The 16,552-nt window shown below is 72.3% G+C and carries 15 protein-coding genes and 1 tRNA gene; 12 read left to right on the top strand and 4 right to left on the bottom strand.

What is annotated here, in order from left to right; all coding sequences use genetic code 11:
- Window positions 1–150 precede the first annotated feature (150 nt).
- Window positions 151–1,053 carry an SDR family oxidoreductase gene (locus AB0N27_RS07940; RefSeq protein WP_364364862.1) on the top strand — a complete coding sequence of 301 codons (903 nt, stop codon included), beginning with the start codon at window positions 151–153 and terminating at the stop codon, window positions 1,051–1,053.
- Window positions 1,054–1,106: 53 nt separating this feature from the next.
- On the opposite strand, the gene AB0N27_RS07945 is transcribed toward AB0N27_RS07940, so the two are convergent.
- Both AB0N27_RS07945 and AB0N27_RS07950 read right to left on the bottom strand, forming a co-directional pair.
- Window positions 1,107–1,766 carry a nucleotidyl transferase AbiEii/AbiGii toxin family protein gene (locus AB0N27_RS07945; RefSeq protein ID WP_364364865.1) on the bottom strand — a complete coding sequence of 220 codons (660 nt, stop codon included), beginning with the start codon at window positions 1,764–1,766 and terminating at the stop codon, window positions 1,107–1,109.
- Entirely contained in the window at window positions 1,763–2,104 is a 342-nt protein-coding gene (locus tag AB0N27_RS07950) for a hypothetical protein (protein WP_364364869.1), read from the bottom strand. The genes AB0N27_RS07945 and AB0N27_RS07950 overlap by 4 nt, the downstream gene beginning before the upstream one ends.
- Window positions 2,105–2,609: 505 nt before the next feature.
- Here AB0N27_RS07950 and AB0N27_RS07955 point away from each other — a divergent pair.
- The 7 genes from AB0N27_RS07955 (at window position 2,610) to AB0N27_RS07985 (ending at window position 12,099) form a co-directional block, all read left to right on the top strand.
- Window positions 2,610–3,173, top strand: a complete 564-nt coding sequence (locus AB0N27_RS07955) for a hypothetical protein (protein WP_364364872.1) — start codon at window positions 2,610–2,612, stop codon at window positions 3,171–3,173.
- A 250-nt stretch (window positions 3,174–3,423) separates the two neighbouring features.
- The gene (gene fdh / locus AB0N27_RS07960) at window positions 3,424–6,696 is read left to right on the top strand and encodes a formate dehydrogenase (protein ID WP_364364875.1); all 3,273 of its coding nucleotides are present in this window, start codon (window positions 3,424–3,426) and stop codon (window positions 6,694–6,696) included.
- On the top strand, window positions 6,686–7,660 hold the full coding sequence (locus tag AB0N27_RS07965) for a 4Fe-4S dicluster domain-containing protein (RefSeq protein ID WP_364364877.1): 975 nt from the start codon (window positions 6,686–6,688) through the stop codon (window positions 7,658–7,660). Before fdh ends, AB0N27_RS07965 begins: the two co-directional genes overlap by 11 nt.
- A complete protein-coding gene (gene nrfD, locus AB0N27_RS07970) occupies window positions 7,657–8,880 on the top strand; it encodes an NrfD/PsrC family molybdoenzyme membrane anchor subunit (RefSeq protein WP_364364880.1) in 1,224 nt (407 codons plus the stop codon). The genes AB0N27_RS07965 and nrfD overlap by 4 nt, the downstream gene beginning before the upstream one ends.
- Before the next feature lie 38 nt (window positions 8,881–8,918).
- Window positions 8,919–9,014 (top strand) — tRNA-Sec (locus tag AB0N27_RS07975).
- A gap of 23 nt (window positions 9,015–9,037) precedes the next feature.
- Window positions 9,038–10,342: an L-seryl-tRNA(Sec) selenium transferase gene (selA, locus tag AB0N27_RS07980; RefSeq protein WP_364364883.1), complete on the top strand. Its 1,305-nt coding sequence runs from the start codon at window positions 9,038–9,040 to the stop codon at window positions 10,340–10,342.
- A gap of 2 nt (window positions 10,343–10,344) precedes the next feature.
- Entirely contained in the window at window positions 10,345–12,099 is a 1,755-nt protein-coding gene (locus AB0N27_RS07985; RefSeq protein ID WP_364364886.1) for a SelB C-terminal domain-containing protein, read from the top strand.
- Between the two features lie 28 nt (window positions 12,100–12,127).
- On the opposite strand, the gene AB0N27_RS07990 is transcribed toward AB0N27_RS07985, so the two are convergent.
- Window positions 12,128–13,168 carry an NAD(P)-dependent alcohol dehydrogenase gene (locus tag AB0N27_RS07990; protein WP_364364889.1) on the bottom strand — a complete coding sequence of 347 codons (1,041 nt, stop codon included), beginning with the start codon at window positions 13,166–13,168 and terminating at the stop codon, window positions 12,128–12,130.
- A gap of 96 nt (window positions 13,169–13,264) precedes the next feature.
- Between AB0N27_RS07990 and AB0N27_RS07995 the strand changes: the two genes are divergently transcribed.
- From AB0N27_RS07995 to AB0N27_RS08010, 4 genes are all read left to right on the top strand, one after another.
- On the top strand, window positions 13,265–13,873 hold the full coding sequence (locus AB0N27_RS07995) for a TetR family transcriptional regulator (protein WP_364364892.1): 609 nt from the start codon (window positions 13,265–13,267) through the stop codon (window positions 13,871–13,873).
- 164 nt (window positions 13,874–14,037) lie between these two features.
- Window positions 14,038–14,235: a hypothetical protein gene (locus tag AB0N27_RS08000; RefSeq protein ID WP_364364895.1), complete on the top strand. Its 198-nt coding sequence runs from the start codon at window positions 14,038–14,040 to the stop codon at window positions 14,233–14,235.
- 78 nt (window positions 14,236–14,313) lie between these two features.
- Window positions 14,314–15,591, top strand: a complete 1,278-nt coding sequence (locus AB0N27_RS08005) for a hemolysin family protein (protein ID WP_364364898.1) — start codon at window positions 14,314–14,316, stop codon at window positions 15,589–15,591.
- A gap of 72 nt (window positions 15,592–15,663) precedes the next feature.
- The gene (locus AB0N27_RS08010) at window positions 15,664–15,849 is read left to right on the top strand and encodes a hypothetical protein (protein WP_354825773.1); all 186 of its coding nucleotides are present in this window, start codon (window positions 15,664–15,666) and stop codon (window positions 15,847–15,849) included.
- Between the two features lie 3 nt (window positions 15,850–15,852).
- Here AB0N27_RS08010 and AB0N27_RS08015 read toward each other — a convergent pair whose 3' ends face one another.
- The gene (locus AB0N27_RS08015) at window positions 15,853–16,503 is read right to left on the bottom strand and encodes a hypothetical protein (RefSeq protein WP_364364901.1); all 651 of its coding nucleotides are present in this window, start codon (window positions 16,501–16,503) and stop codon (window positions 15,853–15,855) included.
- Window positions 16,504–16,552 lie beyond the last annotated feature (49 nt).

Genomic DNA, 16,552 nt, shown 5'->3' on the forward strand with positions numbered 1-16,552 from the left:
GGGGTGGACGCGCCTCGTGGGCGCCTCGCGCACCATAACCACAGTCGGTCACTCCTGCCACGTCAGCCCCGGTTTCCGCAGGCCGTCGCCGGGTAGCGGTGGGGAACGGTTGTCGCGGGGAAGGAACCCGCGCGGTGCGAGGAGACGTCGGTGAGTGAGGACCAGCACACCCAGCAGGACCCGACCAGCCAGTACGGTCAGCAGTCCGGCCAGCCCGGGCAGCAGCAGTCGCCGCCCGGCTCGACAGCGGAGATGACGCCGAAGCCGGACCACGGGGAGGACACGTACCGGGGCAGCGGCAAGCTCGACGGCAAACGGGCGCTGATCACCGGTGGTGACTCGGGGATCGGCAGGGCCATCGCGATCGCGTACGCCCGGGAGGGCTCCGACGTGGTCATCTCCTACCTGAGCGAGGAGGAGGACGCCGACGCCCGGGAGACCATCCGACTGGTCGAGGACGCGGGCCGGCGGGGTGTCGCGGTGCGCGGCGACATCACCGACGAGGCGCACTGCCAGGAACTCGTCGACCGCACGGTGCGTGACCTGGGCGGCATCGACATCCTGGTGAACAACGCGGCCTACCAGATGTCGCAGGACAAGGGGATCCTCGGGATCAGCACCGAGCAGTTCGACCGGGTGCTCAAGACCAACCTGTACGCGATGTTCTGGCTGTGCAAGGCCGCCATCCCGCACCTGCCGGAGGGGTCGGCGATCATCAACACGGCGTCGATCCAGGCGTTCGACCCGTCGCCGCAGCTGCTCGACTACGCCACCACCAAGGCGGGGATCGCCAACTTCACCAAGGCCCTCGCCGCCGACCTCGCCGAGCAGGGCATCCGGGTCAACGCGGTGGCACCCGGCCCGGTCTGGACGCCGCTGATCCCGGCGACCATGCCGAAGGAGAAGGTGGAACAGTTCGGCACCGACACCCCGGAGGGCCGGCCCGGTCAGCCGGCGGAGCTGGCTCCCGCGTACGTCTTCTTCGCCTCGCAGGAGTCCAGCTACGTCACAGGCGAGATCCTCGGCGTCACGGGCGGTCGACCGACCAAGTGAACCCGCCGACGGGCGGGTGACCCCGGGTCGCCCGCCCGCACGGTGTGCGGTGGTCAGCGCGGCCAGGTGGCGAAACGCTCCCGGACCCGGGCCACGTCGGCGCCGCCCAGGCCGTACCGGCCGAAGCGCTGCTCGGACAGCCGGTCGAGGTAACGGCCGGCGGCCCGCACGTCGTCCGGGTCCAGCGCCGGGTCGACCTGCCGGGCCAGCACCAGCAACTCCGTCACGTCGTAGTGCTCCAGTGCCGCAGCCACGTCGATGAAGTCGCGGACCTCCCGCCGGTTGACCAGCGCCGCGACCTTGTTGGCCACCAGGTCGCGGACGTCCATGACCGGGCCGAGATCCATCACCACGGGGCTCTGCTGCCGGTCCAGCCGGGCCAGGCTGAGCCGGATCTGCCGCCCGTCACGGCCCACCACGAAGTCCTTCATGTCCCGCTCGTACCCGTCGAACAGCTCGGCGAGGTCGCTGTCCGGGTCGGCGTCGGTGACGGTGAACCCGGCGCGCTCCAACGCCACACGCACGCCGGCGGAGGCCGCCGCGGCGGCACCCTCGACGTCGGCGAACAGGTCGACGTCCTCCGTCGGGCGGGCGACGAGGCCGTGCGCGGCCCAGGCCACCCCGCCGCCCAACACGAAGCGGTACGGGCCGGCGGCGGCCAACGCCACCCGGGCCACCTCCCGGTAGAACTCGTGCAGATGCGGCGCGATCACGCCGCCCGCAGGCCCCGGTGGCGGCTCTCCCACGCCAGGCGTACGCCCCGAGGCAGGTTGAGCAGCCGCCACACCCGCCGCAGCGTCCGACCGTTGATCAGGACGCGCAGGTCCTCGGCGCGGGTGGTCTCCCGCAGCACGTTCTCGTACATCCACAGCAACTGGTCGGGGTCGCCGAGGTCGAAGGTGCGTTCCGCGTTCCACATCAATCGCACCGGCAACTCCACCACGCCCCGGGTGGGGCCGGCCAGCTCGGCGAGCGTCCGCGCCACCACGGCGGGGCGACCCGGGCGGGCCAGGAAGGCCACGCCGGTCGCGGTGGGGGAGACGGCCTGCATGGTGTCAGGGTAACGCCCGGCAGTCCGGGTGTCGCTCAACCAGGTTCTCGCCGGGTCGGTTGCCTCGCCGACCGGGTGGCCGCCGGGTGGACATGTGGTGCTGACGCGCCCGCTTGGTGGTGGTGCCAAGGGTGAGTGTTATGTCCGGTCCTGGGGTGTCTGGGCTGTGACCGGGGGCATCCGTGCGGCGGAATCGTGGCGGGCCGGGGGTCGTTACATACCCTGACGATCGCAGGACCACGGCCGCTCGGCCCGCCCGCACGGGGTGGGAATGGGAAGCCCGGCCCGGTCGTTGCAGACCCCCCCAGGCACCGCCTCGATGCGGTGCCGCCGGATGGGCCACCCCCCGGAATGACCCCGGCCCCCGGTTGGTTACACCCAGACCCCGGCGCCGCGAGCCCCCCGGCTCGCAGGCCGCCGACCCCCCGACTTTGTGCGGCGCCGGACGAGGTGCTACACCCGCCGTTGAGCGGTGGGTGTCCTTACCCCCGAAGGAGCTACCCCCATGAACACGATCATGCGTAAGAGTGTGCTGTCCGTTGCTGGTCTGGCCTTCGCCGGTGGCGTCTTCGCCGGCCCGGTTGCCGCCCACGCCGCGACCCCGGTCGACGCCAAGCCCGCCGCCGCCGCGGTGCAGGTGGCCGCGCCGAAGCCGCAGGGCGACCAGTCGCACATCACCCTGAACGACGAGCAGAGCGCCAACGTCAAGGCGATCATCGCCGCGACGAAGAAGGCAGGCCTACCCGAACGGGCCGCGGTCATCTCCATCGCCACGAGCCTGCAGGAGTCGAAGCTGGAGAACCTGGGCCACCTCGGCGACCGCAACGACCACGACTCGCTGGGCCTGTTCCAGCAGCGCCCGAGCTCGGGTTGGGGTACGCCGGAGCAGATCACCGACCCCGACTACTCCACCACCGCCTTCCTCAAGGGTCTCAAGCAGGTCGACGGCTGGCAGGACATGCCGCTGACCGACGCCGCGCAGACCGTGCAGGTCTCGGCCTACCCGGACGCCTACGCCCAGTGGGAGCAGCAGGCCACCGACCTCGTGGCCCAGCACTGGAACAGCTGACCCCGTGAAACAACCGATAGCCGGCACCCCCACACGGGGTGCCGGCCATCGGCATGCCCAGCCGAGATCGTGGACAGTTCCCGTTGGAGCCGCGTCGCGCCACTCGCCGAGAGGCGACCTGCACACCGACACCAGCGCCGCCCCCGACCCACCCGGGCCGGGGGCGGCGCTGTCTGACTTCCCCCGCTCGCGAAGATGTCTCGGCTGGCCTATGTTCATGGGGTCGCTCGCGTGGGAGGGGGTGTCGAGGATGGGTCTGCGGACCTTCATCGAGGGTTGGCCTGTCTACCGGCAGCTCACCGGCACTGACCCGCTCGGGCGGGGCGCCGCGGCGCAGTCCGCCCGTTCGGCGGAGCTGACCCCCCGTACCGAGGCGGCGGACAGCGTGGCCCGTTCGGTGTGCCCGTACTGTGCTGTGGGTTGTGGCCAGCGGGTGTACGTGAAGGACGGGCAGATCACCCAGATCGAGGGTGATCCAGACAGCCCGATCTCGCGGGGCCGGCTCTGTCCCAAGGGTTCGGCGAGCAAGAGCCTGGTGACGAGTCCGTTGCGGCAGACGACGGTCCGTTACCGCCGTCCGTACTCGACGCAGTGGGAAGACCTGGAGCTCGACACCGCGCTCGACATGATCGCCGACCGGATGCTCGCCGCGCGTGAGCAGACCTGGGAGGACGTCGACGCGCAGGGCCGGCCGCTCAACCGGACGCTTGGTTTCTCCAGTCTGGGTGGGGCAACGCTGGACAACGAGGAGAACTACCTCATCAAGAAGTTGTTCACCGCGGCCGGCGCGTTGCAGATCGAGAACCAGGCCCGTATTTGACACTCCGCCACCGTCCCCGGTCTGGGGGCCAGCTTCGGTCGTGGCGGTGCGACGGATTTCCAGCAGGACATCGCCAACGCTGACGTCATCGTCATTCAGGGTTCGAACATGGCCGAGGCGCATCCGGTGGGTTTCCAGTGGGTGATGGAGGCCAAGCGCCGGGGTGCGAAGGTCTTCCACGTCGACCCTCGGTTCACCCGGACCAGCGCGGTGGCTGACGCGTACCTGCCGATCCGGGCGGGCACGGACATCGCCCTGCTCGGTGGGGTGGTGCGCTACATCCTGGACAACGAGCTGGACTTCCGGGAGTACGTGCTCGCGTACACGAACGCGGCGACGATCGTCAGTGAGGAGTTCAGCGACACCGAGGACGGCGACGGGTTCTTCTCCGGCTTCGACCCGGAGACCGGCAGTTACGTGCAGGACAGCTGGCAGTACGAGGGTCACGAGGATTCCTCCGGCAGCGGGCACACCGCTCAGGAGCGGGACAGCGCCGCCGGACTGACCCACGAGTCGCACGGCGCTCAGGTGAGTGGCCAGACCCGGCGGGACGAGACGTTGCAGCATCCGCGCTGCGTCTACCAGATCCTCAAGCGGCACTTCGCCCGCTACACGCCCGAGATGGTGGAGCGGGTCTGCGGCATCCCGCAGGAGCAGTTCCTCGAGTTGGCGCGGGCGTGGACGGCGAACTCGGGCCGGGAGCGCACCGGGATGCTGATCTACTCGGTGGGCTGGACGCAGCACAGCGTGGGTGTGCAGTACATCCGGACCGGGGCGATCATCCAGCTGTTGCTCGGCAACATGGGTCGTCCGGGTGGCGGGGTGATGGCGCTGCGCGGGCATGCCAGCATCCAGGGCTCCACTGACATCCCGACGTTGTTCAACCTGCTGCCGGGCTATCTGCCGATGCCGCACCACGCCGAGCACCCGAGCTTCGACGAGTGGGTGGACAGCATCCGCCACCCCGGGCAGAAGGGCTTCTGGGGCAACGCGCGGTCGTTCGCCGCCAGCCTGCTCAAGGCGTACTGGGGTGACGCGGCCACCCCGGAGAACGACTTCTGCTACGGCTACCTGCCGCGAATGACCGGCGACCACGGCACCTACCAGCAGGTGCTGAACATGATCGACGGGAAGATCAAGGGGTACTTCCTGTTGGGTCAGAACCCCGCGGTCGGCTCGGCTCACGGCCGGGCGCAGCGCCTGGGCATGGCGAATCTGGACTGGCTGGTCGTCCGGGACCTGTTCATGATCGAGAGTGCGACGTTCTGGCAGAACGGTCCCGAGGTGGCCACCGGTGAGATCGTCCCGGAGGAGTGCCGCACCGAGGTGTTCTTCCTGCCCGCCGCCTCCCATGTGGAGAAGGAGGGCAGCTTCACCCAGACGCAGCGGCTGTTGCAGTGGCGGGAGAAGGCCGTCGAGCCGCCGGGCGACGCCCGCTCCGAGCTGTGGTTCTTCTACCACCTCGGGCGCAAGCTGCGCGAGAAGCTGGCCGGCTCCGACCTGCCGCGCGACAGGGCGCTGCTCGACCTCACCTGGGACTACCCCACGCACGGTCCGCACGCGGAGCCGAGCGCCGAGGCGGTCCTGCGGGAGATCAACGGGTACGACGTGACGACCGGCAGCCCGCTGTCCAGTTTCGCCGAGGCCCGCGCGGACGGCTCCACGGCGGTGGGCTGCTGGATCTACACCGGGGTGTACGCCGACGGGGTGAACCAGGCGGCCCGGCGCAGGTCCCGCCACGAGCAGGACTGGGTCGCCGCCGAGTGGGGCTGGGCGTGGCCGGCGAACCGCCGCATCCTCTACAACCGTGCGTCCGCCGACCCGGACGGCAACCCGTGGAGCGAGCGCAAGCGCTACGTCTGGTGGGACGCGGACAGGGGCGAGTGGACGGGCTACGACGTGCCGGACTTCGAGAAGACCAAGCCACCGTCGTACCGGCCGCCGGCCGGAGCGTCAGGGCCGGAGGGCATCGCCGGTGACGACCCGTTCGTCATGCAGGGTGACGGCAAGGGCTGGCTGTACGCGCCGAGCGGTGTCCTGGACGGGCCGCTGCCGACGCACTACGAGCCGGTGGAGTCGCCGGTGCGCAACCCGCTGTACCGCCAGCAGGCCAACCCGACCCGCAAGATGTACGCGCATCCGGTGAACTCGGTGAACCCGAGTCCGCCTCAGGAGCACAGTCAGGTGTTCCCGTACGTGTTCACTGTCAGCCGGCTCACCGAGCACCACACGGCCGGTGGGATGAGTCGTACGGTGTCGCCGCTGGCGGAGTTGCAGCCGGAGATGTTCGTCGAGGTGTCACCGGAGCTGGCGGCCGAACGTGGGCTCGACCACCTGGGGTGGGCGCACCTGGTCAGCGGTCGGGCGGTGATCGAGGCGAAGGTGCTGGTCACGGATCGGCTCACCCCGCTGCGGGTGGAGGGCCGGGTCATCCACCAGGTGTGGTTGCCGTACCACTTCGGCTTCGAGGGTCTGGTGACGGGCGACTCGGCGAACGACCTGTTCGGCATCAGCCTGGACCCGAACGTGCTGATTCAGGAGAGCAAGGTCGGCACCTGCGACGTGCGGCCCGGCCGCCGTCCGATTGGGCCCGCGTTGCTGGACCTGGTCGCCGACTACCAGCGGCGTGCCGGGATGACGCCGGGCCAGAACGCTCCGGCGATCACCACCGACAGCGAGGGGGAGCAGCGCGGTGCTTCCTGACCCGAACAGCCTCTACGGTCCGCTGGACCCTGCGCCCGACGCGGGCTATGTGGACGCGCCGCCTCGGATGGGGTTCTTCACCGACACCAGCGTGTGTATCGGGTGCAAGGCGTGTGAGGTGGCGTGCAAGGAGTGGAACGGTGTGCCGGAGAGCGGGTTGGACTTGCTCGGCATGTCGTACGACAACACGGGTGCGTTGACGGCGAACTCGTGGCGGCACGTCGCGTTCGTCGAGCAGCCTCGCCCGGCCGGGCAGCACCCGTCGTCGGCGGACGTGCTCGGCGAGCCGGTGAACGCCGCCGGGCAGCGGTCGGTCGACGCGGGCTCGGGACCGCAGTTCCTGGGGATGCCGGGGGCGCAGCCGCCGGGGCGGGACACCGGCGTCGAGCAGCGCACGGATTTCCGCTGGTTGATGATGTCGGACGTGTGCAAGCACTGCACACATGCGGCGTGTCTGGATGTGTGTCCGACGGGGTCGTTGTTCCGGACGGAGTTCGGGACTGTGGTGGTGCAGGAGGACATCTGCAACGGGTGTGGGTACTGCATCTCGGCGTGTCCGTACGGCGTCATCGATCAGCGCAAGGGTGACGGTCGGGCGTGGAAGTGCACGTTGTGCTACGACCGGCTCGGGGCTGGGATGACGCCGGCGTGCGCGCAGGCGTGTCCGACGGAGTCGATCCAGTACGGGCCGCTTGAGGAGTTGCGTGACCGGGCCGCCGCACGGGTGAGCACTCTGCACGAGCGGGGGGTGCCGGAGGCACGGTTGTACGGGCACGACCCGGACGACGGCGTCGGTGGCGACGGGGCGTTCTTCCTGCTGTTGGACGAGCCCGAGGTGTACGGGTTGCCGCCGGACCCGATCGTGACGACCCGCGACCTGCCGGCCATGTGGAAACGCGCAGGCCTCGCCGCTCTCGCCATGGCGGCGGCCGCCGTCGCCGCGTTCGTCGGAGGTTCCTCGTGAGTCCGCAGCGCCCCGAGGTGGGCGACTTGTTCCGCCGCTTCCGTGCCCGGCTGGCCGCCGAGGGTTCCGACCGACCGGGCGTGTCGGCACGGCCGGAGCCCGGTGCCGACGGCGGGCCGGCGGGTGCCGACGACCACGTTCCGCACGCGACCGCCCCGCCGAAGGAGATCGCCACGCGGCACCAGGCCGCCGGACCGCACGGGACCTCCGCCGACCAGCCCGGTCGACGCACGGGCCGACGACGCGGCGGTCGCGGCGGCGAGGAGCTGCGGGTTCCGGAGGCGGAGTTCACGTCGTACTACGGTCGGCCGATCCTCAAGGGGCCGGTCTGGAAGTGGGACATCGCCGCGTACCTGTTCACCGGGGGGCTGGCGGCCGGATCGTCGCTGCTCGCGGCCGGTGGGCAGCTCACCGGTAGGCCGGCGCTGCGGCGTGCCGGCCGGGTCACCGCGCTGGCCGCCGTCAGCGCCAGCGCCGTGTTCCTCGTCAAGGACCTGGGCCGGCCGGCCCGCTTCCACCACATGCTGCGGGTGGCGAAGCCGACCTCGCCGATGTCGATGGGCACCTGGATCCTCACCGCCTACGGGCCGGCTGCCGGTGTCGCCGCGATCGCCGAGGCCGCCGGTGTGCTGCCGCGCCACGGCCTGCTCGGGTTGGCCGGTCGGGCGTTGCCGTCGGTCGGGCACGCCGCCGGGCTGCTCGCCGCCGGTGCCGCGCCCGCGCTGGCCACGTACACCGGGGTGTTGCTGGCCGACACGGCGGTGCCGTCGTGGCATGAGGCGTACCCCGAGTTGCCTGTCATCTTCGCGGGCAGCGCGCTGGCCAGCGGCGCGGGCGTGGGTCTGCTCGCCGCGCCGCCGGCCCAGGCCGGACCGGCCCGGCGGATGGCGGTGGCCGGCGCGGCCCTGGAGCTGTACGGCGCGCACCGGGTGGAGACCCGCCTCGGTCTGCTCAGCGAGCCCTACCGGCTGGGCCTCCCCGGTCGACTGTTGCGCGCCGGTCGGCTGCTGACCGCCTCCGGGGTCGCCGGGGCGTTGCTGGGCCGCCGCAGCCGGACGGTCGGCGCGCTCTCCGGCGCCGCGTTGCTTGCCGCTTCGGTGGCGACCCGGTTCGGCATCTTCTACGGCGGCGTCGCCTCGGCCCACGACCCCCGGTACACCGTGGTGCCGCAGCGCGAGCGGGTGGAAGCCCGGCGCAGAATCGGCGGAACTTCCACCTGACCGGGCGGTGCCGTCCGTGCTGTGATCGAATGTCCGGTGGAGGCGTTCAGGCGGCTGGTGCCCCTCCCGGTCTTCAAAACCGGTGTGGTCCGGGACCCGGGCCAGGCGGGTTCGATTCCCGTCCGTCTCCGCCAAAACCAGTGCGGGAGATGACGTGATGGGCGACGGGCCGATGGACCCGCGACGGCGGGTGCCCCGCACCGACACGCTGCTCGCCGATCCTCGGCTCGCCGCCGCCAGCGCGACGCTCGGTCGGGACCGGGTCAAGGCGGTCGTCGTCCGCGCCCAGGACCGGGCCCGCCGGGGCGAGCTGAACCCCGACGAGGTACGCGACGCCGCGGTCGCCGCGCTGCCCACGGCCGGCCCCCGCGTGGTGCTCAACGCGACAGGCGTCGTGCTGCACACCAACCTGGGCCGGGCGCCGCTGTCACCCGAGGCGGTCGCCGCCGTGGTCGCCGCCGCCAGGCACACCGACGTGGAGTTGGACCTGGCCACCGGTCGGCGGGCCCGCCGCGGCCGGGACGCCCTCGACGCGTTGGCCGCCGCCGTGCCCGCCGCCGAGGCCGTGCACGTGGTGAACAACGGCGCCGCCGCGCTGGTGCTGGCCGCCACCGCCCTGGCCGCCGGCCGGGAGATCGTGGTCAGCCGGGGTGAGCTGGTCGAGATCGGCGACGGTTTCCGCCTGCCCGACCTGCTGGAGAGCACCGGCGCGCGGCTGCGGGAGGTGGGCACCACCAACCGCACCACACTCGCCGACTACGCCGCGGCCCTCGGCCCGCAGACCGGTTTCGTGCTCAAGGTGCACCCGTCGAACTTCAAGGTCACCGGCTTCACCTCGGCGACCCCGGTGCGGCAACTGGCCACCCTCGGCGTGCCGGTGGTCGCCGACATCGGCTCCGGTCTGCTCACCGCGGATCCGCTTCTGCCCGACGAGCCGGACGCGGCCGGCACCCTGCGCGCCGGTGCCGCACTCGTCACGGCCAGCGGCGACAAGCTGCTCGGCGGCCCGCAGGCGGGCCTGCTGCTCGGTGACGTCGAGCTGGTCGAGAGGCTGCGCCGCCACCCGCTGGCCCGGGCGTTGCGGGTGGACAAGCTCACCCTGGCCGCGCTGGCCGCCACAGTGCACCAGCCGGACACACCGACCCGGGCGGCCCTGCACGCCGACCCGGGCGCGCTGCGCCGCCGGGTGGAGCGACTGCGTGACCGACTCGGCGCGGACGGCCGTAAGGCCGAGGTGGTGCCGGCCGTCGCGGTGGTCGGTGGCGGCGGAGCCCCGGGGGTGGAGCTGGACTCGTGGGCGCTGAGCCTGCCCGAGCGGTACGCGGGCCCGTTGCGCACCGGCGAGCAGCCGGTGCTCGGCCGGGTGGTCCGGGGCCGGCTCCTGCTCGACCTGCGGTGCGTGCCCGAGGAGGCCGACGAGGCGGTCCGGGCGGCTGTGCTGCGCGTACCCGGGGACGACTGACCGTGTTCGTCGTCGCGACCGCGGGGCACGTCGACCACGGCAAGTCGACACTGGTCCGGGCGTTGACCGGGATGGAGCCCGACAGGTGGGCCGAGGAACGCCGCCGGGGCATGACGATCGACCTGGGATTCGCCTGGACGACGCTGCCGTCCGGCGCCACGATGGCGTTCGTCGACGTACCCGGGCACGAGCGGTTCGTGCCGAACATGCTCGCCGGTGTCGGCCCGGTGCCCGCGGCGTTGATCGTGGTGGCCGCCGACGAGGGCTGGATGCCGCAGTCCGCCGAGCACCTGGCGGCGCTCGACGCGCTCGGTGTCGCGTACGGCCTGCTGGCGGTGACCCGCGCGGACCTGGCCGATCCCGGGCCGGCCATCGCCCACGCCCGGGCCGAGATCGCGGCGACGAGCCTCGGCGCGGTGCCGTCGGTCGCGGTCAGTGGCCTGACCGGCGCGGGCCTGCCGGAGCTGCGGGCAGCCCTGGACGGCCTGGCCGCCCGGGTGCCCGCACCCGTCCTCGACGACCCGGTGCGCCTCTGGGTCGACCGCAGCTTCACGGTGCGGGGCAGCGGCACCGTCGTCACCGGCACCCTCGGCGGCGGACGCCTGCGGGTGGGCGACGAGTTGGAGCCGGCGGGGGCCGACGAACCGGTCCGGGTCCGCGGCCTGCACACCCTGGGCGAGGCCCGACCGGAGGTGACGGCGGTGGCCCGGGTGGCGGTCAACCTGCGCGGTACGCCCCGCGACCGGCTCGGCCGCGGCGACGCGCTGCTCACCCCGGACCGGTTCCACCACACCGACCTGGTCGACGTCCGGCTGACCGGCGACCCCGCCGCCGACCTGCCGGCCACCCTCACCCTGCACGTCGGGTCGGCGGCGGTGCCGGTACGCGTCCGCCCGCTCGGTCCGGACACCGTACGGCTGCGGTTGGCCCGTCCGCTGCCATTGCTGGTCGGTGACCGGGCGCTGCTGCGCGACCCGGGCCGCCACCACGTGACCGGTGGGGTGCGAGTGCTGGACGTGGCGCCGCCACCGCTGGCCCGCCGGGGTGCCGCAGCCGCCCGCGCCGAGGTCCTCGCCGGGCTGGACGGCCGACCCGACCTGGCCGGAGAGCTGCGCCGCCGTCGGCTGGTCCGCGCCGGTGCGCTGATCCGGATGGGTGTGCCCGTGCACGCCGCGCCGGTGGCCGGTGACTGGCTGGCCGACCCGGAGCACTGGCGGCGGCTCGGCGAACAGGTGACCGAGGAGGTCGCCCGTCACGCCCGGGAGCACCCGTTGGAGCCCGGGATGCCGGTGGACGCGCTGCGTCAACGCCTCGCCCTGCCCGACCGGGCGCTGGTCGAGGCGCTGGTCCGACCGCCGCTGCGGATCCACGCCGGGCGGGTCGGGGCGGCGAGCGCCGACGCGCTGCCGGAACCGGTGGCCCGGGCCGTGCGACGGGTCCGCGCCGAGTACGGCGACCGCCCGTTCCGCGCCCCCGAAGCGGACCGCCTCGTCGACCTGGGTCTGGGCCCCCGGGAGATCGGCGCGGCGGTGCGGGCGGGCGCCCTGCTGCGGCTGGCCGACAACGTGGTGCTGCTGCCCGACGCGCTCGACGGCGCGGTCCGGGTGCTGGCGGGACTGCCGCAGCCGTTCACCCTCTCCGCGGCCCGCCAGGCGTTGGACACCACCCGGCGGGTGGCGGTGCCCCTGCTGGAGCTGCTGGACCGCCGGGGCGCGACCCGACGACTGCCCGACGACGCCCGGATCGTCATCACGTGAGCGCGCGCCGCGATCGGGCGAACCGCACTCAGTCCAGGTCGGACAGGTCGAGCACGAAGCGGTAGCGGACGTCATTTCGCCGGAGGCGGTCGATTGCCGTGTTCACCTGGGCCGACGGGAGTACCTCGATGTCGGCGGCGATGCCGTGGTCGGCGCAGAACCGGAGCATCTCGGCTGTCGAGCGGCGGCCTCCGCTGCCGGCGGAGCTGAGCTTCTTGCGGCCGACAAGCAGGTCCGTGGTCTGCACGGTGACCGGGCCCAGGTATCCGAGCAGGCTGAGGGTGCCGTCCATCGCCACCAGCTTCAGATAGGGGGCGAGGTCGTGTGGTGCGGAGATGGTGTCGATGACGAGGTCGAAGGTGTCGCGGGCCGCAGCCATCTGCTGGGGATCGGTGGAGTCGACGAGGTCGTGTGAGCCGAGCCGGCGGGCGTCGTCGCGCTTGTCCTGGGTGCGGCTGATCACGGTCGTGGTAGCGCCGAGTGCCACTGCCATTTTGACCGCGAGGTGGCCCAGGCCGCCGAGTCCGGCTACGGCGACGCGACTGCCTGGGCCGACGCGATGGGAGCGCAAGGGTTCCCAGACGGTGACGCCGGCGCACAGCAGCGGGGCGGCCGCGGCCGGGTCGAGGTCGGCGGGCAGCGGGTAGGCGAAGGTGTTCCGCACGACGTATTCGCGGGAGTAGCCACCCAGGGTCGTCGACCCGTCCTGCCGATCTGTGCCGCCGTAGGTCAGCGTCGGGAAGGAGTGGCAGAAGTTCTCCTGTCCGGCTGCGCACATGGCGCAGGTGCCGCAGGAGTCGACGATGTTGCCCACCGCGACACTCTCGCCGATCGAGAAGCTGGTCACCTCGGGGCCGGTGGCGGTCACCACGCCGGTGAATTCGTGACCCGGCACCAGGTGTGCGTTGGTGTCCTGGTCGTAGTCGTGCAGGGCGTGCAGATCGGTGTGGCATACCCCGCAGTAGTCGACCCGCACCGCGATGTCGTCTGGGCGTAGGTCACGGCGCTCGATCGGGGTACGCCCCAGCTCCGTCGGGCCGGTCGCCCGCCATCCGGTGGTCCGTCGCATGATCGACTCCTTTAAACAGACTGTTCGGTCTGTCTCAGCTTAGGTCCGTAGTCGAGGCGAAGCAAACCAACCGTTCTGTTTTGCTAGGGTGGGAGCATGCCGGAGCAGCCCCTGACCTCGCGAGGTGCCGCGACCTACCAGCGCATCCTGGACGCCGCCACCGAGGAATTCGCCCAACACGGCATCGCCGGGGCACGCGTCGAACGCATCGTGACGGCGGCCCGCACCAACAAGGCGCAGCTCTACGCCTACTTCGGGGACAAGGAGAGACTCTTCGACGCGATCTTCCTCAGCTCGCTGGAGCGCATCACCAACGTCGTGCCGATCAACGCCGACGATCTCGCGGACTGGGCCGTTCGCCTCTACGACGAGTACCTGCGCCGCCCCGACCTCATCCGGCTCGCGACCTGGACGCGGCTGGAACGCCGGCCCGCCGGACACCTCGTCGAGACCCACCAGCACTACGACGATCACAAGCTCACGGCAATCGCCGAGGCCCAGGCCGCCGGGCGTATCCGCGGCGGTGACCCGTTCGACATCATGGCCCTGGTCATCGCGATGTCCATGGCCTGGTCGCCGGTGAGCAACGTGTATGCGGCCAGCAGCCAGGAACCCGACGACGCGCATTCCCGACGTCGTGCTCTACTTCACGAGTGCGTCCGACGAGCCACCGTGCCGACGGACCAGGATCTGTCTGACCGCTGACCGCCGACCGCCGACGTTGGGCTGATGGTCGCGGTGGCCCCTCCCGCTCGGGGTGGGTGTGCTCGCCTGGATGTAGCGGGAGCTCTGGCCGCCCGCGTCGGCGCTGGTCCCCGACCGAGGGCTAACCGGCCCCTGGGCCGACGTCGGTCACCTACCGTGACGCCATGGACCCTTCGGCGGTCTGGCGGGACCGGCAGCACCAGTGGCGGATCGAGGCGTACCGAGCGCCGGATCTGCGGTTCGCCATCTACGCCACGAACGGCACCACCGAGTCGGCGCCCCTGTGGCTGTTCGGCATGACGGCGCTGGCCCGCTGGCTGATGACCCACTCCATCTCGCTCGACGATCTGGAGGTCGACTGACCGCCGGCGCGCCGGAAACCGGGCCACGGCCGGCTCGGCTGCGGTTGAGTGACCTCAGGCGGCTGGAGGGGGTGCGCGATGGGCGGTCAGCTCGGGCAGGTGGCCCTCGTGGCCGTCCTGGTGCTGGTCAACGCCGCGCTCTCCGGAAGCGAGATGGCGTTGGTGACGCTGCGCGAGGGGCAGTTGCGTCGGTTGGGTAGGCGGTCCCGTTCGGGTGACCGGCTGGTACGGCTGTCCCGTGACCCGAACCGCTACCTGGCCACCATCCAACTCGGCATCACCCTCGCCGGTTTCCTCGCGTCGGCGGCGGCCGCGGTGTCACTTGCCGAGCCGTTGGTCGGCCCGCTGGGTTTCCTGGGCGCGGCGGCGCGTCCGGCCGCGGTGCTCGTGGTGACGGTGCTGCTGACGTTCGTCACGCTGGTGTTCGGGGAGTTGGCGCCGAAGCGGTTGGCGATGCAGCGGGCCGAACGGTGGGCCCTGCTCAGCGCCGGCCCGCTGGATCTGCTCGCCCGGCTGTCCCGACCGGCGGTGTGGCTGCTCAGCCGCGCCACCGACGTCGTGGTGCGGCTGGCCGGCGGAGACCCGCGCGCCAACCGGGAGGAGATGACCGAGGACGAGCTGCGCGAGATGCTGGTCAGCCAGCGCGGCCTGTCGGCGCAGCAGCGGGAGATCCTGACCGGCGCGTTCGACATCGCCGGCCGGACGCTGCGGGAGATCCTGGTGCCCCGGCGGGAGGTGACCGCCCTGCCGGCCGGCCTGCGCGCCGACGAAGGAGTCCGCCGGCTGGCCTCGGCCGGGCGGTCCCGCGCGCCGGTCACCGGGCCGGGTGGCCTGGACGAGGTGACAGGTGTCGTGCACATCAGGGACCTGGTGCGCGCCGGTGGCGGCACCGTGGGGCAGTGGGGGCGAGCGCCCCTGCTGCTTCCTGTCACGCTGCCGGTCGCCGACGCGTTGCGACAGCTTCGTCAGGAGCACCAGCAGCTTGCCCTGGTCGTCGACGAGCACGGAGGCATCGACGGCATGGTGACCCTTGAGGATCTGCTGGCCGAGGTGGTCGGCGAGCTGTACGACGAGACGGACCGCGACGTGCACGACGTGGTCCGGGAACCAGACGGATCCCTGCTGGTGCCCGGCGACTTCCCGCTGCACGACCTGCCCGACCTGGGGGTGCGGCTGAGTTTCCCGCTGTCGCGGGAGTACACGACCGTGGCCGGTCTGGTGCTGGCGCGGCTGCGGCACCTGCCCGCGGGGCCGGGGGAGGTCGTACGCCTGCCCGGGCTGACCCTCGAGGTGGTGGAGGTCGCCGACCGGGCGGTACGCCGGGTGCGGCTGCGCGGGTTCGTCGCAGAGGGCTGACGGCCACCCGAACGACTGACAGGAGTCCCAAAACGGCACAAATCGGGTGGCGCCTGGCCTACCGTGCGGTACGTGAAGGACCGAGGGTTGCGTACGTTCGTCACGGTGCTGGCCGGCCTCGCGGTGATCTACTTCGGCAGCACCGGCCGCAGCCCCGAGGAGGGCGGCGGCATCTCCGGCGGGGTGGTGGTGCTGGCGCTGCTCGCCGCGCTGCTGGTGTGGCACCTGACCCGCCCGGGCGACAAGACGGTCAAGTGAGTCTCAGCGGGCCGCCACGCGGGTGACCTCGCCTGCGGACTCCTCGCCGAGCGCCACCCGCACCAGCGCCGAGGCCAGCCGGCCGAAGTCCGGCTCGTCGACAAGCCCGGCCAGTCCGCCAGGCGACCCCGGCAGGCCCAACCGCTTCGCCCCGGCCAGGGCCCGGCGGTCGGCGTACGGGCGCAGGTCGGGCCAGACCGTCTGCGCCTCGCGCAGGTAGATGTCGGCGCCGGTGGGGCCGATCCCGGGGAACTCGGTGAGCCGTCGGCGCAGGCCGGCCGGGTCACCCTGGGCCTCGCGGTGCAGCCGCCGCAGGTCACCGTGCCAGCGGTCCAGGCACAGCCGGGCACCGGTGCCGAGCATCGTCGCCGTGCGCTCGTCGTAGCGGCGGTAGTGCCCGCGACCCAGCGCGTCGACCCGCTGCTGCCAGCTCGCCGCCTCCATCGCCTGCGGCGTGCGGTAGCCCGCGGCGAACAGCTCCCGCGCGGCGTCCACCGCCACGCACGCCCGGATCCGGGTGCTCAGCAGTGTGGCGAGCACCAGCAGCTGGTACAGCGGCCCGGGTCGGTCGGAGAGCCGGATACCGGCCTCCTCCGCGTAGGTGTCGCCACGGCGGTCCAGCAGGACCCGCACCACGTTCCGATCGTCGCCCACACCCGACTGGTACCCGCCCGGCCGGCGACTAGCCCTCCCGGCGGGGAGC

This window comes from Micromonospora sp. NPDC093244, assembly GCF_040683695.1.
Classification (GTDB): domain Bacteria; phylum Actinomycetota; class Actinomycetes; order Mycobacteriales; family Micromonosporaceae; genus Micromonospora.